This window comes from Streptomyces sp. NPDC045026 (assembly GCF_056432625.1).
In genome coordinates, this window is the sequence record NZ_JBWKIS010000011.1 from 197,260 (window position 1) to 217,350 (window position 20,091).

General features: G+C 72.5%; 23 protein-coding genes. 13 read left to right on the top strand and 10 right to left on the bottom strand.

Features of this window, described 5'->3' with window-relative positions:
• Positions 1-65: 65 nt before the first annotated feature.
• From murJ to AC07EJ_RS24260, 5 genes are all read right to left on the bottom strand, one after another.
• The gene (gene murJ, locus AC07EJ_RS24240; protein ID WP_389490723.1) at positions 66-1,784 is read right to left on the bottom strand and encodes a murein biosynthesis integral membrane protein MurJ; all 1,719 of its coding nucleotides are present in this window, start codon (positions 1,782-1,784) and stop codon (positions 66-68) included.
• Complete coding sequence (locus AC07EJ_RS24245) at positions 1,781-3,034, bottom strand: O-antigen ligase family protein (RefSeq protein WP_389490750.1); 1,254 nt, start codon at positions 3,032-3,034, stop codon at positions 1,781-1,783. Before AC07EJ_RS24245 ends, murJ begins: the two co-directional genes overlap by 4 nt.
• A gap of 166 nt (positions 3,035-3,200) precedes the next feature.
• Positions 3,201-4,700, bottom strand: a complete 1,500-nt coding sequence (locus AC07EJ_RS24250; RefSeq protein WP_389490726.1) for an exopolysaccharide biosynthesis polyprenyl glycosylphosphotransferase — start codon at positions 4,698-4,700, stop codon at positions 3,201-3,203.
• Positions 4,697-5,830, bottom strand: coding sequence for a glycosyltransferase (locus AC07EJ_RS24255; RefSeq protein ID WP_389490728.1), 1,134 nt, complete (start codon positions 5,828-5,830; stop codon positions 4,697-4,699). The genes AC07EJ_RS24250 and AC07EJ_RS24255 overlap by 4 nt, the downstream gene beginning before the upstream one ends.
• Positions 5,831-5,840: 10 nt before the next feature.
• The gene (locus AC07EJ_RS24260; protein ID WP_478884914.1) at positions 5,841-6,038 is read right to left on the bottom strand and encodes a hypothetical protein; all 198 of its coding nucleotides are present in this window, start codon (positions 6,036-6,038) and stop codon (positions 5,841-5,843) included.
• 259 nt (positions 6,039-6,297) lie between these two features.
• Here AC07EJ_RS24260 and AC07EJ_RS24265 point away from each other — a divergent pair, with 259 nt between their 5' ends.
• The 9 genes from AC07EJ_RS24265 to AC07EJ_RS24305 all read left to right on the top strand — a co-directional run bounded on the left by AC07EJ_RS24265 (position 6,298) and on the right by AC07EJ_RS24305 (position 11,717).
• A complete protein-coding gene (locus AC07EJ_RS24265) occupies positions 6,298-6,537 on the top strand; it encodes a chaplin (RefSeq protein WP_393587495.1) in 240 nt (79 codons plus the stop codon).
• Between the two features lie 233 nt (positions 6,538-6,770).
• Positions 6,771-7,439, top strand: a complete 669-nt coding sequence (locus AC07EJ_RS24270) for a hypothetical protein (RefSeq protein WP_478884915.1) — start codon at positions 6,771-6,773, stop codon at positions 7,437-7,439.
• 266 nt (positions 7,440-7,705) lie between these two features.
• Positions 7,706-7,990: a hypothetical protein gene (locus AC07EJ_RS24275; RefSeq protein WP_389490752.1), complete on the top strand. Its 285-nt coding sequence runs from the start codon at positions 7,706-7,708 to the stop codon at positions 7,988-7,990.
• An 82-nt stretch (positions 7,991-8,072) separates the two neighbouring features.
• Positions 8,073-8,318: a chaplin family protein gene (locus AC07EJ_RS24280; RefSeq protein WP_389490739.1), complete on the top strand. Its 246-nt coding sequence runs from the start codon at positions 8,073-8,075 to the stop codon at positions 8,316-8,318.
• Between the two features lie 195 nt (positions 8,319-8,513).
• A complete protein-coding gene (locus AC07EJ_RS24285; protein ID WP_389490742.1) occupies positions 8,514-9,014 on the top strand; it encodes a DUF5949 family protein in 501 nt (166 codons plus the stop codon).
• A 53-nt stretch (positions 9,015-9,067) separates the two neighbouring features.
• Entirely contained in the window at positions 9,068-9,706 is a 639-nt protein-coding gene (locus AC07EJ_RS24290) for a vitamin K epoxide reductase family protein (RefSeq protein WP_478884942.1), read from the top strand.
• Between the two features lie 116 nt (positions 9,707-9,822).
• On the top strand, positions 9,823-10,329 hold the full coding sequence (locus tag AC07EJ_RS24295; protein ID WP_389490527.1) for a hypothetical protein: 507 nt from the start codon (positions 9,823-9,825) through the stop codon (positions 10,327-10,329).
• 41 nt (positions 10,330-10,370) lie between these two features.
• The gene (locus AC07EJ_RS24300) at positions 10,371-10,820 is read left to right on the top strand and encodes a tyrosinase family oxidase copper chaperone (RefSeq protein ID WP_478884916.1); all 450 of its coding nucleotides are present in this window, start codon (positions 10,371-10,373) and stop codon (positions 10,818-10,820) included.
• A gap of 39 nt (positions 10,821-10,859) precedes the next feature.
• Complete coding sequence (locus AC07EJ_RS24305) at positions 10,860-11,717, top strand: tyrosinase family protein (RefSeq protein ID WP_478884917.1); 858 nt, start codon at positions 10,860-10,862, stop codon at positions 11,715-11,717.
• 60 nt (positions 11,718-11,777) lie between these two features.
• On the opposite strand, the gene AC07EJ_RS24310 is transcribed toward AC07EJ_RS24305, so the two are convergent.
• Positions 11,778-12,065, bottom strand: coding sequence for a chaplin (locus AC07EJ_RS24310; RefSeq protein ID WP_389490519.1), 288 nt, complete (start codon positions 12,063-12,065; stop codon positions 11,778-11,780).
• Positions 12,066-12,271: 206 nt separating this feature from the next.
• Positions 12,272-13,399: a PP2C family protein-serine/threonine phosphatase gene (locus tag AC07EJ_RS24315; protein WP_478884918.1), complete on the bottom strand. Its 1,128-nt coding sequence runs from the start codon at positions 13,397-13,399 to the stop codon at positions 12,272-12,274.
• Between the two features lie 199 nt (positions 13,400-13,598).
• On the opposite strand from AC07EJ_RS24315, the gene AC07EJ_RS24320 reads away from it, so the two are divergent.
• Positions 13,599-14,120, top strand: coding sequence for a hypothetical protein (locus tag AC07EJ_RS24320; protein WP_478884919.1), 522 nt, complete (start codon positions 13,599-13,601; stop codon positions 14,118-14,120).
• A gap of 127 nt (positions 14,121-14,247) precedes the next feature.
• Entirely contained in the window at positions 14,248-15,723 is a 1,476-nt protein-coding gene (locus tag AC07EJ_RS24325; protein WP_389490514.1) for a flotillin family protein, read from the top strand.
• Between the two features lie 144 nt (positions 15,724-15,867).
• Here the strand turns inward: AC07EJ_RS24325 and AC07EJ_RS24330 are convergent, their stop codons facing one another.
• Both AC07EJ_RS24330 and AC07EJ_RS24335 read right to left on the bottom strand, forming a co-directional pair.
• Positions 15,868-16,476: a phosphatase PAP2 family protein gene (locus AC07EJ_RS24330; RefSeq protein ID WP_389490512.1), complete on the bottom strand. Its 609-nt coding sequence runs from the start codon at positions 16,474-16,476 to the stop codon at positions 15,868-15,870.
• On the bottom strand, positions 16,473-17,150 hold the full coding sequence (locus AC07EJ_RS24335) for a DedA family protein (RefSeq protein WP_389490510.1): 678 nt from the start codon (positions 17,148-17,150) through the stop codon (positions 16,473-16,475). The genes AC07EJ_RS24330 and AC07EJ_RS24335 overlap by 4 nt, the downstream gene beginning before the upstream one ends.
• Before the next feature lie 153 nt (positions 17,151-17,303).
• Here AC07EJ_RS24335 and AC07EJ_RS24340 point away from each other — a divergent pair, with 153 nt between their 5' ends.
• Both AC07EJ_RS24340 and AC07EJ_RS24345 read left to right on the top strand, forming a co-directional pair.
• Positions 17,304-17,717: a BlaI/MecI/CopY family transcriptional regulator gene (locus AC07EJ_RS24340; protein WP_389490508.1), complete on the top strand. Its 414-nt coding sequence runs from the start codon at positions 17,304-17,306 to the stop codon at positions 17,715-17,717.
• Positions 17,714-18,652, top strand: a complete 939-nt coding sequence (locus AC07EJ_RS24345; RefSeq protein ID WP_389490505.1) for a M56 family metallopeptidase — start codon at positions 17,714-17,716, stop codon at positions 18,650-18,652. Before AC07EJ_RS24340 ends, AC07EJ_RS24345 begins: the two co-directional genes overlap by 4 nt.
• A gap of 53 nt (positions 18,653-18,705) precedes the next feature.
• On the opposite strand, the gene AC07EJ_RS24350 is transcribed toward AC07EJ_RS24345, so the two are convergent.
• Complete coding sequence (locus tag AC07EJ_RS24350) at positions 18,706-20,064, bottom strand: M64 family metallopeptidase (protein ID WP_478884920.1); 1,359 nt, start codon at positions 20,062-20,064, stop codon at positions 18,706-18,708.
• Between the last annotated feature and the right edge of the window lie 27 nt (positions 20,065-20,091).

The following is a 20,091-nucleotide window of genomic DNA, read 5'->3' on the forward strand; positions in this document are numbered from 1 at the left end:
TGCGTCCCGTGTGACCGGTACGTCCTGCGTCATTGGTGCGTCCTGTGTCATCGGTGCGTCCTGCGTCAACGGGCATGCCGGAGCTTTCTGGTCGCGGAGCGGACAACGGGAACGAGGGGCGCGAGGGACTCGGCCCTCAGCGCCCACAGGAGGACGACGAACACGGCCGTCACGGCGAGACACCCGGCCCCGCCCGCCGCGAACGGGGACGTGAAGGAGGCCGCGGCCATCAGTCCCGCCACGGTCGCGCCCGCGGCGGCGAGCAGCGGCTTGCCCATCTCGGACAGGACCTTGGAGACGTCGACCGGCACGCTGCGCCGGTCCATCGCGGCGAGGAGCAGTACGGCGGTGAGGGTGATCCCGAAGGCGTTGGCGCCCGCGATGCCGCGTACGCCCCACAGGTCGACCGTCCAGGAGCCCACGCCCGCGGTGGCGGCCATGCCCACGGCCATCGCGCCCACCGGGTACCAGGTGGGGCGGCCCGACGAGAAGTACGAGCGGACCAGGGCGCCCACCATGGAGTGGCCGAGGAGGCCGAGGGCGTACACGCGCATGACGGAGGCCGTGGCGGCGGTGTCGGCGGCGGTGAACGCGCCGCGCTGGAACAGGACATGGATGATCTGCGGGGCGCAGGCGAAGATCGCGGCGGCGCCGACGAGGACCACGCAGGCGGCGAGGCCGAGGTCGCGTTCGATGCGGGCGCGCGCCGCCGCGATGTCGCCGCGCGCGACGGCCTGTGCCACCACGGGGAACGTGACGGTGCACAGCATCAGGGAGAGCATCATCGGCAGCTGGGCCACCTTCTGCGCGTAGTTCAGGTGCGAGATGGAGCCCGCGGCGAGCGACGAGGCGAGGAAGCGCTCGATGAACACCTGCGACTGCTTGCACAGGGCGAAGGCCAGAACGGCGGCGATGAGCCCGAGGTGCATGGCCCGCCCCCGCCCCTTGGCAGCGGTCTCGTCCCCGGACCTGTCCCCGGGCTCGCCCCCGGGCCTGTCCCCGGCCTCGCGCCCGGCCTCGTCCGCGAGCCTTTCGGTGGCTTTCGCGGCATTCAACCGCCCGTGAAAAGCGGGCAGTTGGACCGCCACCATCAGGCAGCCGCCCACGGCCACCCCCATCGCGGCCGACCGCACACCCCAGCGCGTCCCGCACACGAGCATCGTCGCGATGATGCCGGTGTTGTACGCGACATAGATCGCGGCCGGTGGCATATAGCAGCCGTGGGCCCGCAGCGCCGCGCTGCAGTACCCGGTCAGGCCGAAGGTCAGGACGCAGGTGGCCGTCAACCGGGTGCAGTCGACGGCGAGTCGGGGGTCGGGAAGGCCGGGCGCCAGGACGTGGACCAGGAAGGGTGCGCCCGCGATGAGCAGCACGGCCGCGGCCAGGAACGCGAGGCCGAAGCGGGGCAGCGACGACGAGACGAGGGACCGTACGGGGTCCGTTCTGCCGGCCTGTGCGCGGCGGGCGACGGCCGCGCTGAACGCGGGCACGAGCACGAACGCGAGCCCGTCCTCGATGAGGAGCGTGGCGGCGAACTCCGGGACCGTCCACGCGACCAGGAACGCGTCGGTCTCGCTGCCCGCGCCGAAGAGGTGGGCGAGGGACTGGTCGCGGCCGAGACCCAGGACCGACCCGGCGGCCGAAAGGGCGGCCGTGAGCAGGGCGGCGCGCGCGAGGCGGCTGTCGGACGCTCCGGGGGATTCGGTGACGGCCGGCTCGGCCCGGAGCTGGGCGGGCAGGCTCGCGGCCGTACGGGTGTCGCCGTCCGCGGTGGGGATGGTCACGGCGTCGCCGCCTCCTTCGGGGGCGCCTGCGGCGCCAGGCCCCACCACGCGACGAGGCCGATGACGAGGGCGGTCAGTACGGTCGACGGACCGCCGATGTCGGCGTACACGAAGTCCACGAGCTGCCAGCCGAGCAGCCCGCACGCGACGAGGCCGCAGTCCAGGCCGGGCCGGCTGCCCGCGCGGCGGCCGAGGCGGCGCAGGCCGAGCAGCAGCAGCGCGGCCCAGCCGCCCGCGAGGCCGACCAGACCGATCAGGCCCTGCTCGCTGAGCACGAGCAGGTACATGTTGTGCGGGGACAGCAGCGGCTGGCGCTTGAACGCGGCGCCCGCGCCCGCCGTGTCGCTGCCCGAGGACAGCGCGAGCGAGGCGTGGCTGTCGCGGTGGGCGGGGAAGCCCTTGAGGCCGACGCCCGTCGCCGGGTGCTCGCTCCACATGTCGACCGCCGCGGCCCACATCGTGTACCGGTCCGTGACGGACTGGTCGGGGGCGTCGGCGACCTGCGTGATGCTGCTCATGCGCTCCTGGAGCAGCTGCGTCCCGACGCCGAAGCCGCCCACCAGGACGACGGCGGCCGCGGCGGCCACGGCGAACAGGCGGACGGCGCGCCGCACCCCGGCGAGCAGCACCTGCGCGACGCACGCCACGACGGTCGCGATCCACGCGCCCCGGCTGAAGGAGAGGGCGAGCGGCAGGACAAGCGCGAGCGCGCACAGCAGGGCGGGTGTGCGCCGGGCCGCGGTGCGGGCGCCGAGGGCCAGGCCGACGGCGGCCACGAGCCCGTACGACACCACCGTCGCCATTCCCATGACGTCCGTGGGGCCGAAGGTGCCGACGGCGCGGATGTCCTCGCCCATGTACGAGGCGCCGGTCCCGGTCAGGTACTGGTGGATGCCGATGCCGCCCTGCCACAGGGCCAGCGCCACGAACGACCTGGCGAGGAGCCGGAAGTCGCGGCGGTCGCGGACCAGGACCAGGACGGACACGGGGACGAGGACGAAGATCTGGCAGTAGCGGACCATGCCGACGAGCGCGGTCGACGGCGAGTCGGCGCCCGCCGCGGCGACGGCGATCCCGACGACGGGCATCCCGAGGAGGATCGCGGCGGTACGCGTCAGGGGGCGCTCGGCGCGGCGCAGGGTGACGGCCACGCAGACGGCGACGACCAGGCCGGAGGCCGCGTCGGCGAGAGTGCCGCCCCCGGATCCCGCCGAGCCGGGCGTCAGCGGGAGGCCGAGTACGGCGACCATCAAGACGACGGGGAGCACGGGCGCGTACCGGCCGAGGACGGCGACGAGCGCGGCGGCCGGGGCGGGCCGCGCACCGGCGGGCCCTGGCGCCGTGCGCAGACCGGCATCCGCGGGAGCGGGACAGGGAACGGGCGCGGGCGCGGGCGCGGGAGAGGCAGTCACGCGGTCAACTCCCCGTGGAGCGTACGAGCGCGGCCGCGGTGCGCACCAGGATGCTGACGTCCTGCCACAGCGACCAGCTGTCGATGTACGCGTTGTCGAAGCGCGCGCGGTCCTCGATGGAGGTGTCGCCGCGCAGGCCGTGGATCTGGGCGAGGCCGGTGATGCCGGTCGGCATGCGGTGCCGCTCGGCGTATCCGGGGTAGGTCTGGCTGAACTGCAGGACGAAATAGGGGCGTTCGGGTCGCGGGCCGACGAGGCTCATGTCGCCGCGGAACACGTTCCACAACTGGAGCAGCTCGTCCAGGGAGGTGCGCCGCAGGAACCGGCAGAACCACGCCATCCGCTTCTCGTCCGCGACGCTCCACCGGGTGGCCGACTCCATCGCGTCGCTCGGGCGGTGCGTGCGGAACTTCAGCAGCGTGAAGGGCTTCCCGTCCTTCCCGACGCGCTCCTGCCGGAAGACGACGCCGGGCCCTTCCGCGAGGCGCAGCCACACGGCGCACACCAGCAGGACCGGGCTGGTCAGGACGAGAAGGGTGCCGGAGACGAGGAGGTCGAGTGCGCGCTTGCCGGCACTGCCGCGGCGGCGGTCGGGCGGCCGTGGCCGGTAGCGGAACCCGGCAAGGTGCCGGGCCGCGTCACCGGGCCGGGCGGGGTACGGCGACGGGGACGGGTCGAACTCCCAGACGCGGCAGCCGTATTCACCCAGCACCGCCAGCCAGGCCGCCCGGTCGGACGCCGGGCCGGCCGAGTGCGCCGAATCGTCGAGAAGCAGTGCCCGCCGCACCCCGTTCTGGATGATCGCGCGGCGCAGGTCGTCGGCCGTGCCGAGGACGGGGAGGACGGGGAGGTCTGCCCCTTCGTGGTCGGGCGGGTGTTCGGGCTCCTTGTCCGCCAGGATGCCGACCGGGCGGATGCCCGATCGCGGGTGGCGCAGAAGGGCGGCGGCGACCGGCCGGGCGACGGTCTCGGGGCCGATGAGGAGCGTCGGGCAGGGGCGGCGCGCGGCGGCCTCGCGGCGCCGCCAGTAGACGAGGCCGCGGCCCGCACCCGCGAGGAGGCAGTGCAGGGCGGCGCCCGCCGCGAGCATGTCGGCCGGCACCGGGTCGAGCCGCGGGAACCCGGCGAGCCCGGCCGCCATGACGCACCAGATCACCGCGATGCGGCAGCCGATCGCGGGCCAGTCGTCGAGCAGGAGACGGGGCGCGTCGCCGCGGTAGAGGCCCGCGCGCGCGTTCGCCGCCGCGACACCGGCGGCCAGCGCGATCACGAGCAGGGGGTGGCGCTGGACCGGCGCGATCACGAGCGTGCTCAGCACGGCGGCCGTACCGTCCGCCGCCAGGAGCGACACACGGGAGGGGCGCCGCTCGGCCGGGCGCGCGCCTGCCGGGGACCGGCGGCCGCCCGCCTCGGCGCGTGGCGGGATGACCGAGGGGGTGAGGGTGCTCGGCCCAGTGGCGCGTGGCTGCCCCGCGGGGGAGGCAACGGTACGTTCCGCGGTCACGTGTTGATGGGCTCCCTGCACTCGGTGGGCTCCACGCCCAGTAGTTCGCGGTACACGTCTGCGACCGCGTCGGCGGTGCGCCGCACGTCGTGGTGGGTGCGCGCGTGCCGGAGGGCGAGGCCGCCGAGCGCGCCGAGCCGGTGGGGGTCGCGCAGCAGAGCGGTCAGGGCGCGGGCGAGCGCGCCGGGGTCGTCCGGCGGGACGAGGCAGTCGGACGGGATGCCGGCGGGCAGGCTCTCGCGGGCGCCGTCCACGTCGGTGACGACGACGGGCCGCCCGCAGGCCATCGCCTCCAGCGGCGCGAGAGCCATGCCCTCCCAGCGGGACGGCAGCACCACGAGGTCGGCCTGCCGGTACCAGGGCAGGGGGTCGTCGGCCCCCACGAACCGCACGGATGCGGTGGCCTGCCGGCGCAGCGCCGCCGCGTCGGGCCCGTCCCCGACCAGCACGAGCCGCGCCCGCGGGAACCTCTCCTGTACGAGGGGCCAGGCGCGCACCAGGACGTCCTGGCCCTTCTGGCGGCAGATGCGCCCGACGCAGACCACCAGTGGATCGGCGGTGGCCTCGCGCGGTTCGGGGGCGGGCACGAACCGGGTGAGGTCCACGCCGTTGGGGATGACGTCCCAGCGCGCGGTGATCCCGGCCCGTTCGCCCGTCGCGCGCTCCGCCTCACTGACGCACACGACCCGCGAGGCCCAGCGCGCGCCCCGGCGCTCCCACTCGAGCGCGAGCCGGGCGGTGGCGCCGTCGACCGCCTCGAAGGACCAGGCGTGCGGCTGGAACACGGTGGGGACCCGGCCGCGGACGGCGAGGCGGGCGGCGAGACCGGCCTTGGCGCTGTGCGCGTGGACGAGGGCAGGTCGCACCTGGGCCACGAGCCGGGCCAGTCCGCGTACTTCGCGCGCGATGCCGGGTCCGGGCGAGCGGGTCGCCTCCCAGGGCAGGACGTCGCAGCCGATGCGTCGCAGCGATCCGGCCAGGGGCCCGTCGGGCGGACAGGCCACGCTGATCCGCATACCGGCCGCGAGCTGAACCTCCGTCAGGTCACGGACGACGCGGGCCACTCCGCCGTCGACGGGCTGGGTGACGTGCAGGACACGCGGTCGAGGGTGTGTCGCTGTCAGTTGCATGCGCGTTTCCCTAGGTCATGGAGGAGGGAAACGCGCTACGGGCCTCACAGGCGTGCGGCGCGGCCGCTGCGCCACCGGTCGCGGAAACAGCGGAAAGCACGGAAACGGCGGAAAGAGAAATGACGCCCACCGCCGTGCGGCGCATGAGCGAGCCCAGGTGATGACGCATGACCGATTCCCTTTCAGGGACAAAGAGCTTCTGAATCACGGAATGAGGATGCGAAAGTCACATTGGATGGGAAACACTTCTGCGCCCCGCCTCGACGGGCTGGGAGGTGAGTCACTGTAGCGACAGATGAGCATTTATCTGTGAAACCCGACATGTGTGTCGGAATGGTGAAAGAGGTGAAGTCCGCGCCACGCAGTCACCCGATCGGGGGCGCAACCCCGCACGGGTGGCGCGCGTTGATCCACGAGCCGGGCGACTGCCCCGGAGATGCATCAACCGACCGAGGAGCACTTCCCCCATGTCGCGTACCGCGAAGGCCTTTGTCTTTTCCACCGTTGCCGCCGCCGCCCTGGCCGGCACCGCCGGCGTCGCTGCCGCCGACAGTGGCGCGCAGGGTGCCGCCGCCCACTCCCCCGGCGTGATCTCGGGCAACACCGCCCAGGTTCCCGTTCACGTCCCCGTGAACCTCTGCGGCAACACGGTCGACGTGATCGGCCTGCTGAACCCGGCGTTCGGCGAGCACTGCGCCAACGACTGATCCGGTTCCCCCGGACACTTCCGCGGCCGCCCCTTCGGGGGCGGCCGTTCTTGCGTTCGTTGCGCCGTATGGGGGGAGGTCGCGAAGACACCCCGAACGGGCGCCTCACCTGGCACGACACGCCGAGAGGCAAGAGTGATCGCGCACGGCGTGTCACCGATCTGTTGCGCAGCGCGACCCGTCATCCCACGGTGGTCACAAGATCGGACACACACCACCGAAAGGGAACAAACATGCCCCATCAGCCCGTACGGCGCATTGCTACCACCGCTCTTTGCGCGACGATCATCCTCGGCACGGCAGCCCCCGCGATAGCCGCCGAAAGCGACCCGGGAAGCTCCAGCAGCGTCGAGGCACTGCGCGCACCGGTTCCCGGAGCGGATGCGCTGCTGGGCCAGGTAGGAGCGCTCGGCAGCCTGGGTTCCGTCCTGACCCCGGTCACGGACCTGCTCACCGAGGTCCTCAAGGCCGACGACGGAAAGCTGTCCGCCGAGGCGGCACAGAAGCACGCGGACGCGATCAAGGCGGCGATCGACGCCGCCAAGGCCACCGCCCCCGCAACCACCACGACGCCGAAGTCGGCCACCCCCGACGACGCGAAGGCGAAGAAGGACGTGAAGGGCGACGCCCTGACCGCGCTCCAGACCGCCGTCGACGCGCTGCTCAAGGCGTCCACGGCGGGTGACGTCGCGGGCGTGGCCACGGCGACCACGGGCGTGATCACCGCCCTGGTGAACCTGCTCGCGGCCACGCTGCTCGGCACCGGGCTGCCCGCGCCGACGCTGCCCGGCCTGCCCGCACTCCCCTCGCTCCCCGCCCTCCCGTCGGCGGCGACACGCCCGTCCACCTCCACGCTCCCGCAGACTCCGGTGCTCCCCAAGGCTCCCGCCCTGCGCAGCTGACGGGGCGCGCCCGCGGCGAAGCGGGCGCCCCGCCCACCCGTCGCGCCGGTCTCCCACCGGCGCGGCGGGCTTTTCATGTCCCCGCCGTGCCTGATCGGGCGCCCTGCGCCGACAATTCACCTCTTCCCAAATCTCATATGAGAACTCCACGGCCCTTCATTCGAGTGGGTTCGGCAAATCCCCTGACCTCAGAGTTTCTGTTGCCTGGGACGCTCGTTGGATATTCCGTCGCTGGTGACAAATCGTCACCCCGAGGAAGGAACATGATGAAGTCCCTGAAGGCCGCCGCCGTCGTCGCCGGATCCATGGTCATCGCCGGTGCAGCCGCACCCGCGTTCGCCTCCGACCTCACGCCGACGAGCCTCAACGGCGCGATCGACACCCTGAGCCACCAGTCGGTACTCGACGCCCAGCCGCTGCACACCAACATGCTGGACACTGAGCAGAGCGGTTCGGTCCTCAACACGGTGCAGGACACGGCGGACAACGTGAACGACGCCGGCGCCGGCGCCCCGGCCGGACTCCTCGGCGGCCTTCCCCTCGGCAAGTAGCGACCTGTGCGGGTGTGTTCCTGCCACCCGCCGCACAAACAGGTTCATAAGCTGCCAAAAACCCCTATTGGGAAGGTTATCGATGAACACTGCCAAGAAGGCTGCTCTGGTCATGGTCGCCGCCGGTCTCGCCGCGGGCGCCGCTTCGGGCAGCGCCTTCGCCCATGGCGGTGCCGACGCGGAAGGCGCGGCGGCCGGTTCCCCCGGCGTCGGTTCGGGCAACGTCGTCCAGGTGCCCGTCGACGTCCCGGTCAACGTCGTGGGCAACACCGTCAACGGCATCGCCGGTCTCAACCCGGCCTTCGGCAACAGCGGCCAGAACGGCTGACGAACCGCTTCGCGCACCCCTTCACGCGAAGCGGCATCACAGGCCGACAAGAGGCTGGTCCCACCGCGCCGAGCGGCCCCGGACCGGCCTCTCGGACTGTCCGGCGCGGCCCCAATTCTCGTTCGGGTGGGGGCCGTTCCCCCAAGCGGGTGAAAGGTCGAGGAGGCGCCCGGCGAGCGTGGCTACGCTGCCGTGGTGACTTCAACGCCGACTGAGAACCGCGCCTTCCGCCCCATCGACCTGGGCACCCTCGCCGTCATCGCGTGGAGCGGCGAACACCCGGACGAAGCAGGGGACATGCCCTTCCTCCTGGCCTACTCCCTGGGGGACGGCGCCGGCGGGCAGGAGGCATCGAGCGCAGCGGTACGGGCCCTGCTGGAGGACAACAGCCTGCCGGTCGGCAAGGTCGTGGACGCCACGGGCAACCCCAGCTTCCCCGTCTCGCTGCTCGTCGAGGCCGGCCAGGCCGTCGTCAACATGCCGTACCTCAACGCCCAGTGCGTCGCACCCCCCGAGTGGCTCGCCGCAGCGGCCGAACGCGGTTACGCGTACTTCGTGTTCACCACCCGTCCCTGGACCTCGGCGGTGCCCGGCAGTCCGGTCGCCGAGGAGGACCTCGCCTCCTTCGCAGGCGACGAGGCAACGCTGACCGGCGCGGCCCACTGCCTGCTCCCCGTACGCAAGCTGCGCGTCTGACGAGAGGGAAGTGGCCCATGGGAACCACGAACACCGAGGGACGCCCGGCCCGGATGCCGCGGCAGTCCGGCTCAACTCCGCACAGCAGCACCGCTGTTGAGGCGCCGCACACCGCTCCGCAGTCCCGTTCCCTGGGCTTCGCGTTGCTTCTGGTGATCACCGGTGCGGCGGGGCTGCTCGCGGCGTGGGTCATCACGATCGACAAGTTCAAGCTGCTGGAGGACCCGAACTTCACACCGGGCTGCAGCCTCAACCCGGTGGTGTCCTGCGGGAACATCATGAAGAGCGCGCAGGCGTCGGCGTTCGGGTTCCCGAACCCGATGCTGGGGCTCGCGGCCTACGCCGTGGTGATCTGCGTGGGGATGAGCCTGCTGGGGCGGGCGAGGTTCCCGCGCTGGTACTGGCTGACGTTCAACGCGGGCACCCTGTTCGGGGTCGGATTCTGCACGTGGCTGCAGTTCCAGTCGCTGTACCGGATCAACTCACTGTGCCTGTGGTGTTCTCTGGCGTGGGTCGCCACGATCGTCATGTTCTGGTACGCGACCTCGTTCAACGTCCGGAACGGGTTCCTCCCGGCGCCGTCCTGGCTGCGGTCCTTCTTCGGCGAGTTCACCTGGGTCCTGCCCGTACTGCACGTCGGGATCATCGGGATGCTGATCCTGACCCGCTGGTGGGACTTCTGGACCAGCTGATACTCCCATCGGCCGATTGCGCCGAGTGGGGGAAGTTTGCGTTGATGCCTCCCGCCGGGTCGTTACTCCTTTTGCGGTGACAAGTACCGCGTAGCCCGAAAGGATCCGTGTCCGACATGAAGTCAACTGCCAGAGGGACGCTCGCTGTACTGGCCGGCTGCCTCGCCGCCGCGGGCGCGGGCGCCGCTCCCGCCGCCGCGGGCGAGCAGGTACCCGTAGCCGTTCCGCTGACCGGTGTGGAGAGCGCGCTGCACGTGAAGGCGCCCGAGCTGTCGACCGGGGTGCCGATCCCGGTGCCTGGCGGGCCCGACGCCCCGCGGTTCGTCGCCGGGCGGATGCTTCCCGAGCCGCTGCTGCCGGCGGTTCCGCTCAGCAGCGAGCTGCCCGACACGCGTGTCGAGGCGCCGCTGTCCCAGGTGACGGGGGACCACAAGGTCGATCACCTGGCCATGACCACCGAGGGGTCCGACGTACGGACGGCCACTCCAGGAGCGTCCGTGAGCCCGCCCCTCACCGGCCCGGCGGCCGACCGGTTCGGGCTCCCGGACGTGGCGCTGCCCGAGGCCGCGCTCGTCACGCCGCTCCTGACGACGGCGCCGGGAGCGGCGTTCGACCTCGCGTGACCCGCACGAACCGATCCTGAGGCCCGGAAGAGGAGACGCCAGTGGAAGCCGATACCTCGTCTGTCGGCCTCGGTCCCGCCGGCCGGGGGCTCGCGACGCGCCGGACCGTGGTGCGGCGGCTGATCGGGGTCACGCTCGCCGCTGCCGTGGTCCCGGCCGCCGCCCTCGTCGGCCGGGCCTTCCGCGGGCCGCACGACGACCTGAAGGACGCGGCCGGCGGGGACTTCGAGGAGACCTACCGCGGCCGTCACATCCGCGGGACGCGGGGGCAGGGCTCGATGACACGGGCGCACATCGGGCAGCACTCCGAGCCGCAGTCCGGGCGCTGGGACATCACGGTCGACGGCCGGCCGCTGCATCTGATGCGCCGCGCCGACGGCAGTTATCTGAGCATGGTCGACCACTACCAGTCGTATCCCACCCCCTTGGCCGCGACCAGGGGGGCCGTGGACGAGCTCGGCGACCAGATGTTGCGCCGGCCCACGCGATGAGCGCCACGGCACAGCCAAAGACGAAGGAGGGGGACGGCGTTGGTCTACACGCGGCAGAACCAGAGAGCGCTCACGGCGGCGCAGAAAAAGCGGTTCGTGGCCGCGCTGCTCGCGGTCAAACGCAAGGGACAGTACGACGAATTCGTGCGCACGCACGTGGAGTTCTACGTCGGTGACGGGGACGGCGGGCAGCGGATCGCGCACATGGCGCCGACATTTCTGCCCTGGCACCGCCAGTTCCTGCTCGAGTTCGAACGGGCGCTGCAGCGGGTGGATCCCGGGGTCTCCGTCCCCTACTGGGACTGGACGGTGGACCGCTCCGCGACGTCGTCGCTGTGGGGCGAGGGGTTCCTCGGCGGGAACGGCCGCCGCTCCGACCGGCAGGTGATGACAGGGCCGTTCGCCTACGGGAGCGGGCACTGGCCCATCAAGGAAGGCGTGACGGAGGGCGAGTACCTGACCAGGGAATTCGGCCGCCCCCGCGATCCGATCGAGCTGCCCACCAAGGACGAACTCGCCTGGGCGATGGGCGATTCGCTGTACGACTCGGGCCCGTGGAACTCGACGTCCTCGCGCGGCTTCCGCAACAAGGTCGAGGGCTGGACGTCCGGGGTGGGAAACGGCAAGTTCCGTAACCACAACCGGGTGCACCGGTGGGTCGGCGGGCACATGCTCGGCGCGGACGCCGTGAACGATCCGGTCTTCTGGCTCAACCACGCGTTCGTCGATCTGCTCTGGTCCCGCTGGCACCGGAAATACCCGGACTCGGACCCCTATTTGCCGGCCGGAGGGACGACGGGGACGGGCGGTGTCGTGACTCTTGACGAGCCGATGCCGCCCTGGAAAGTGAAGCCGAGTTCGATGATCGAGCACGGGCATTTGTATCGGTACGCATAATCCGCGTCACTCATGAGAAAAGGCCCCCGCGCATCCGCGCCGGGGGCCTTTGTCGGGGTGTCAGCCGCCGTAGCCGCCGTTGCCGCCGTTGTCGCCCCCGTCGTTGCCGTCACCGTTGGCGCAGGCGCTCCCGAAGGTCGGGTTCAACAGAGCGATGACGTTCACGGTGTCGCCGCAGACGTTGACCGGGACGTGGATCGGGACCTGGACGGCGTTGCCCGAGACGACGCCGGGCGAGCCGGCAGCCTCACCCTGGGCGCCGGCGTCGGCCATGGCCAGGCCGGCACCGCTGATCACCACGGCGCCGGTGCCGAGCGCGACAGCGGCGGCCTTCGCGATGCGAGACATCACGTTCTCCCTTTTGCTGGACAGATACGGCCGCAAGATCGCGCCCGCATACCGGTTCAACGGACTCGCCGCGCCCAGGTAACGGCCTTAACGACATCCATCCGGCGGACCCTGATTTATGGGGATTCCGACTGAATAGGGCGGCCGAGTTCTGTTGCACACGGCTGCCTGTGCTGAAAATCGTCGGTAATTCGTGGCGCGAATTGCTACGGGGCGGAGGGCGCGAATGGTGGCGCGGCGCCGGACGGCTCTTCGTGGCGGTGGCGCAGGAGGAGCATCGCCGCGTCGTCGTGGAGAGGGCCCGCCGCATGGTGGACCAGGTCGGCGCGCAGCGTCTTGAGGGCGGCTTCCGGGTCGGGGTCCTTGAGGAGCGAGGCCCGGTCACCGAGCGGGTAGAAGTCTCCGGCCCGGTCCCGCGCCTCCGTGACGCCGTCGGTGTACAGGAGGATCTGGTCGCCGGGCGCGAAGCCGACGGTGTACGGCTCGGGCCCCTCCACGCCGTGCACGCCGAGGCCGAGTGGCAGCGCGTACTGCGGCGGGCGCGGGAAGCGGGCCGAGCCGTCGGGGCGTACGAGCATGGGGGCCGGGTGCCCGAAGTTCAGGAACGTCACCTCCCTGCCGCCGCCCCTGACCTCGGCGAGCAGCGCGGTCACGAACTTCTCGCCGTGCAGGTCCCGGTCGACGGCGCGCTCCAGGCGGCGGCTGAGGCCCAGCAGTTCGGGCTCGTCGTGGGCGGCCTCGCGGAACGCGCCGAGGACCAGCGCCGCCGTCTCGACCGCGTCGAGCCCCTTGCCCTGCACGTCCCCGATGATCACGCGTACGCCGCCCGGCGAGGCCACGACTTCGTACAGATCGCCGCCGATCCGGGCCTCCGCCACCGCCGACGTGTACGACACCGCCACCCGCAGCGGGCCGGCGCTGCGGGGCACCGGGCGCAGCAGTACGCGCTGGGCCACCTCCGCTATCGACCGCACGCTCGCCAGCTCGGCGTCCCTGCGGCCGCGCATCACGGCGGCGGCGATCCCCGTGGCGGTCACGCCGAGTACGCACAGGAGCGCCGTGTACCCCCGGCGCTCCCCCAACTGCCCGTCGTCCACCGCGAGGAGCGAGCACAGGGCCATGGCGATGCCGCCGATCCACGCCGTGCGCCGCCAGCTGCCCACGAGGCCGGCGAAGGCGGGGCCGAGCGACGCGAGCGGCAGCAGGCCCCCACCCGGGCCGGACGCGACGTCCGCGAACGCGACCAGGGCCATGACCGCGTAGGGCAGGGCGGACAGCACGCCGTACGCCCTGCCTCTCCCCCAGGTTCTTTCCCGGACCTTCCCCTCGGTCATACGTCACCCCGGCTTGACCAACGGCCGGTGGGGTGGCGGAAGTTCCCGCAACGGCCTCGTAAAGGGCGGCAAAACCAGGCATCAATGAACAGTAAAGATTGCCGGGATATGGCAATGCATGAACTTCGTTCGTGGTGCCAGGATGTGGCCATCACCGAAGGGGGCGGCCGGTACAGGCACGGCCGGAAGGGGGCATGCGGTGACGGTTTTTCTGGGGCTCGGGATCGCGGGACTCGTCCTGCTGGTGCTCGCTCTCGTCTTCGACGGCGTACTCGAAGGGCTCTTCGGCGGCGTCGGGTTCCTCGACGGGCTCTTCGACGGGCTGCTCTCTCTGCCCGTCGTCGCCGGGTTCGTCTCCATGCTCGGCTTCGGCGGCGCGCTCGTGCTCGGCACCACCGGCCTCGGGGCCGGGCCGGCCACCGCCGTGGGCGCCGGCGCGGGGGTCGCGGCCGGGTGGCTGACCTGGCGGCTGAGCCGGGCCCTGATGCGCGATCAGGACGGGGCCGCCCCGCGCGGCGACGACCTCGTCGGCACGGCGGGTTCCGTCGTCACGGCGATCCCGGCCGACGGCTACGGCGAGGTGCTGCTGCGGCTCGCCGGGCAGCCGGTGAAGCTCGCGGCGAAGAGCGCGGGGGCGACGGCCGTGGCGCGGGGCAGCGAGATCTGGGTCGAGGAGTCGCTCTCGCCCACGTCGGTCGCCGTGCGGCCCGTCCGGCGCTGAGCGCCTCCGCAGTCCGCAGTCCGCAGTCCGCTCAGTGCCGGCCGGCGCCATCCCCACGCAGCCCGCCGGGGCCAGTCCATACGTAATCGATCCGCCGTCCCCCAGGGGGCAGGAGGGGGGAATCACCATGAGTCCAGTGCTCATCTCCGTCATCGGAGTCGTCGTACTCGTCGTACTGCTCGCACTCGTCGTCGTGACCCGCTACAAGGTGGCCGGGCCCAGCGAGGCGTTCATCGTCACCGGGCGGCGCGGCAAGAAGGCCACCGACCCGGACACCGGCCGGGTGTTCACCGACAACAGCGGCCAGAAGGTCGTGGTCGGCGGCGGCGTCTTCGTCGTCCCGTTCGTCCAGCAGAAGTTCACCCTCGACCTGTCGTCGCGGCACATTCCGATCGCCGTGCGCGGCGCGGTCACGCTGCGCGGCGTGAAGGCCAACCTCGAGGGCGTCGCCATCGTCAAGGTCGGCGGCACCGAGGACTCGATCCGGGCCGCGGCCCAGCGCTTCCTCGCCCAGCAGGGCGGCATCGTCGGCTTCACGCAGGAGGTGCTCTCGGGCGCCCTGCGCTCCATCGTCGGGCGGATGTCGGTCGAGGACATCATTCGTGACCGGGCCGCGTTCGCCGGGCAGGTCGCCGAGGAGGCGGAGGCCAGCCTCTCCGGGCAGGGCCTCGTCCTCGACGCCTTCCAGATCCAGGACATCACCACCGAGGGCTCGTACCTGGAGGACCTCGGCCGGCCCGAGGCCGCCCGCGCCAAGCAGGAGGCCGACATCGCCGAGGCGGTCGCGCGGCGCGCCGCCGAGCAGGCCCGGCTGAAGGCGGAGGAAGAGATCGCCATCGCGCAGCGGACCTTCTACCTGAAGCAGGCCGAGATCAAGGCCGAGACCGACGAGGCCGCGGCGCGTGCCGGGGCCGCCGGTCCGCTGGCCGAGGCCGCGCGCCGGCAGGAGGTGCTCGCCGAGCAGGAGAAGGTCGCCCAGCGCCAGGCGGCCCTGACCGACCGTGAGCTGGACACCCAGGTCCGTAAGCCGGCCGACGCCGCGCGCTACCAGGCCGAGCAGGAGGCGGAGGCTCGCCGCATCGGTCTGGTCAAGCAGGCGGAGGCCGACGCGGAGCGGTCGCGGCTGACCGGTGAGGGCGAGAAGGCGCACCGTGCGGCGCTCGCCGAAGCCGTGCGTCTCGAGGGTGAGGCAGAGGCGGCCGCGATCGGCGCGAAGGGTGCCGCCGAGGCGGCGGCCATGCACAAGAAGGCCGACGCGTTCGCGCGGTACGGCGACGCGGCGGTGCTCCAGATGGTCGTCGAGGTGCTGCCGAGCGTCGTCGCGAAGGCGTCCGAGCCGCTGAGCGCCGTGGACAAGATGACGGTGATCTCGACGGACGGCGCGAGCCAGCTGTCGCGCACGGTCGCCGACAACGTCGCGCAGGGCGTCGAACTCCTCAGCTCCACCACGGGAGTCGATCTGGCGTCGCTCCTGAAGGGGCTTACTTCGGGGGCGACGGGTGCCGGGGCCTCGGCGAAGGGGCAGATGCCTGCGCCCGCGCCCGCGGCCGGATCCGCTTCTGCCGCGGACAGCAACGGGCGGATCGAGGTCGCCGGGGAGTAGTCGAGTAGCTCCGCCGGAGCGGCATCAGCGGGGCGGCGTCCGCCGTGTTCCAGTCCTCGGGATTCCGGTCCGCGGGATTCCGGTCCTCGGGCAGGTCTACGGGCATGGGGCGCCGCCCTGTCGTCGTCTCCGGCCCCCGCCCCGTCACTGCGTCGACACCAGGGGCCGGAGGCGGGTCGTCCGCAGGCGGTTCACCAGTGGGGTGGCCCGGGTCGCGAGCGGGCTGAGCAGGAGGGCCAGGGTGGCGCCGACGGCCAGGCCCACCGCGACGTCGTGCGGGTAGTGCGCGCCGATCCACACCCGGGAGGCGCCCATGAGGACCGCCGCCGGGACCGCGATCAGGCCGACGCGGCGGTCGGCGAGCAGCAGGGTGACGGCCGCCGCGGCGGCGATCACCGCGTGGTTGCTGGGGAACGACCAGTCCCCGAGCGCCGGGCACGCCTCCACCGTGACCGTGTGGAGCGTGCGGCACGGGCGCTGTTCGTCGACGACCGACTTGAGTACGGAGTTCACGGCGTAGGCGACCACGACGACGACCGGGGACGCGAGGACCCGGGCCATCCGGACGCCGCCCTCGCCTCTCGCGCGCCACCAGGCCACGGTCATCAGTACGGCGAAGAGCGCGAGCCCGTAGTCCGACCAGGCGGACACGATGGCGTTCACCGCGTGCGGGGTGCTGTGCGCCAGGTCGGTCACCCAGGTGTAGAGACCGCCGTCCACGGACGCGCCGCTGAACGCGAGAGGTGCGGTCATGACGTGCCCTCCTCCGCGGCGCGGCGCTCACGTGACCGGGAGCGGGAGCGCAGCACCTCCAGGGCCAGCGGGACCAGCGAGACGATGACGACGAGGGCGACGATCGGCAGGAGGTACCGGTCGACGTTCGGCACGGAGGAGCCGAGTGCGTAGCCCGCGAGGACCAGGCCGACGGTCCAGACGAGGCCGCCGGCGACCTGCCACACCGTGAAGACCCGCGCCGGCACCCCGAGCGCTCCGGCCAGCGGGTTGAGCACCGTACGGACGACGGGGACGAAGCGGGCCAGGACGATCGCCTTCGCGTGTCCGTACCGCTCCAGGAGCTCCTCCGCGCGGGCCGCCCCCTCGTGCAGCCGCTTGGCTCTGCTGCGGGCGAGGAGCGCGCGGCCGCCGCGCCGGCCGATCCAGTAACCCGCCTGCGCCCCGGTCAGCGCGCCCACGACGGCGGCGGCCAGGACCTGCGGCAGCGAGAGGTGGACGGGCCCGTGCGAGCCGCCCGCGCAGAGCAGCCCGGCCGTGAAGAGCAGCGAGTCGCCCGGCAGGAAGAACCCGACGAGCAGTCCGGTCTCCGCGAACAGGACGACGGCCACGCCGAGGGCGCCGAAGGCGGACAGGAGCGAACCCGCGTCCAGCACGTTCACCGCTTGCGCGGCGGCCAGGGGGTCTACGGCCATGGGGCCGCTCCTCTCAGTCGTCTCATAATGGGCTGAGCCAGTCGTCGCACAATGGGCTGGACGGCGCCCACAGGCGGGCGTGCCGAGCATGCGACTACAGTCGTGTAGACGGTCTACTCAACTGTAGACGAAGAAGAGCGGAGGATCGTTCCCATGCACGAGGAGCAGGAACGGCGTCCCGCGGGCGAGCTCGAGGCGAGCGTCCTCGCCGCGCTCTGGGCCGCCGAGACGCCGCTCACCCCCGGCGAGGTGCAGCGGGCGCTCGCCGACGGTCTCGCCCGCACCACCGTGACCACGATCCTGACCCGGCTCCACGCCAAGGGGACGGTCACCCGTGACCGGGTGGGCCGCGGCTACGCGTACCGGCCGGCACAGGACTCGCACGGGCTCACGGCGCGCCGTATGCACGCCGAGCTCGACAAGGACGAGGACCGCGGCACGGTCCTGGCCCGCTTCGTCTCCGAGCTGAGCACCGAGGACGAGCAGATGCTGCGCACGCTGCTCGACAGCGGAGGCGAGGGCGCTGCCGACGCCGGTGCAGAAGACCGCGGAGGGACCGGCCGATGATCTTCGCCGTCTGGATCCCGCTGCTCATGCCGCTGCTCGCCGTGCCCGCGGCGCGGCGCTCCGCCGAGTGGCTGCCGCCCCGCGCGGCGGCCTGGACGCTGGCGGGCTTCTCCGTCGTCCTCGCCGGGGCCAGTACGGCCGCGCTCGGCCTGCTCGCGTCGGCCGGGGCGCTGCGGCTTCCTCCCGTGGCCGCCTTCGCGCATCTCTCGCCTCCGCTCCTCGGCGACGGCTCCCCGGTGCTCGTGCCCGCGTCGGTCCTCGCCGCTCTCGCGCTGGCGGCGGGCGCGTTCGCGCTGGTCCGTACGGGGCTGCGGCAGCGGCGCGAGATGCGGGCGGCCCGCGCCGGGTCCGCCACCGCCGACGAACTCTCCGTCCGGCCGGACGAACTCCCGTACGCCTACGCCCTTCCGGGGCGCCCCGGCCGGATCGTCGTGACGACGGGGATGCTGCGGTCCCTCGATGCGCGCGAGCGCGAGGTGCTCTTCGCGCACGAGCGCGCACATCTGGCGGGCCGCCACCATCTGTTCCTCGCGGCGGCCGAACTGGCCGTCACCCTGCACCCGATGCTGCGCGGTCTGCGCGAACCGCTCGCCTTCGCGCTGGAGCGCTGGGCCGACGAGTCCGCCGCCACCGCGACGGGCGACCGGGCGCTCACCGCACGCGCGATCGGCCGGGCCGCCCTCGCCGCGGCCCGCGTCCCGGGGGCCGGGTCACGGCCCCGTACGGCGCTCGCCGTCACGGCGGGTCCGGTGCCGCGCCGCGTCTCGGCCCTGCTGACCACGAGCCCCGCGGCGGCCCGGCCGCGCAGGGCGCTGCGCCGCGCGCTCGCCGGCGCGCTGCTGGTGTGCGCGGCACTCTCGGCCGGTGCGGTGGCCGACGCGGCCCACGACCTGCACGCGGGCGTGGAGGTCGCCCAGGGAGAGACCGGCCGCTGAAAACCGGGCCCCCTCGCGCGCGGGCCTGTCACTTACCCGTCTTCACCGTCCAGTCACTTGCCCGTCTTCACCGTCCAGCTGACGCTGTTGGACGCCGCCCGGATCGCCGCCGGGTCCCGCAGCGACGCGCTGTTGTCGACGGCGGTCGCGGTGATGGTGTGCGTGCCCTTGCGCGCGCCGAGCTCCTTGCCGGTGACGGTGTGCTCGGCGGCGGCGCGGCGCACCTCGACCCCGTCGACGTACCAGTGCACGCGCACGTCGGACAGGCCCTTGGCCAGCGGCGCCAGGTCCACGCGGATGCGGTCCTGGGGGCGCAGGGTGCGGGCGGTGGGGGTGCGGGCCGTGAGCACGTCGGCGTCGCGGTAGAAGCCGGCGATCATCGCCTCGCGGCCGACGAGGTTGAACTGTTCGGTGTCCAGCGCGCGCATGATCGAGTTCTGGGTGGGGCGGTAGATCCCGTACTCGTAGTAGCCGCCGCCCTCGTACGTGCCCACGGTCCCGCCCGCCGGGTCGCTCTCGCCGAGCCAGCGGTACCACTTGGCCTTGGCGCCGGACATGCCGTCCGCCGTCAGGATGCTGGTGTTGGGCTCGACGGGCTCCGCGCCGGGGTACCTGCCGTAGCCGTCGTACTGGTACTCGTCGGCCAGCAGGCCTATGGAGTGGCCCAGTTCATGGGCGCCGATCAGGTACGAGCGGTCGTTGTCGGAGGACATCGTGGCGATGCCGGTGTGGCCGGCCGTCGACTGGATGCCGCTGTAACCGGCGCCGCCGTACTTCGTGGCGTTCGAGACGACGAAGACGATGTCGGAGTCCGGGGCCTGCTGCGCGTACGAGTCGACCTTCTTCTCGTCGATGCACAGCAGCCGCTCGACGTCGTCGCAGAAGAAGTAACTACTGAGCGCGGTGTCCTTGACGACGTCCTGGGTGGGGTCTCCGGAGACGCCCGATTCGTTCGAGACCGTGTTGACGAGCCAGAAGTTGAAGAGGCCCTTGTAGCTCTTGTACGGCTCGATCGCGAAGATCGACGCGAGCTTGGACTCGGCGTCCTGCTTGAAGTCCTCCTGCTGGTCCGCCGTGTAGCCGTCGCCCATGATCACGAGGTCGAGGCGGCCCTCGGAGGGGCCGGTCTTCTGCAGCGGGGTGACCTCGCCGTCCGGCGCGGATGCCGCGGGCGCGCCCTTCTCCCTGCGGATCTCCGCCGGTACGGCGGCGGGAACGCGGACGTGCCGGCCCTCCCCGTGGGAGTCGGCGAAGAACTCGACCGTACGGGTCCCGGCGTCGGGCCCGCCCGAGGCTTCGGCGGCGTCGGCGTGGCCGGAGGCGAGGCCCGCGCCACCGAGGGCGGCGGCCGCGAGCACGCCGGCGAGGAGCGCTGCGGGCAGGGGGCGGCGCGAGGACTTGGGTATCGGCACGAGGACCTCGGGTACTCAAGTAGGAGA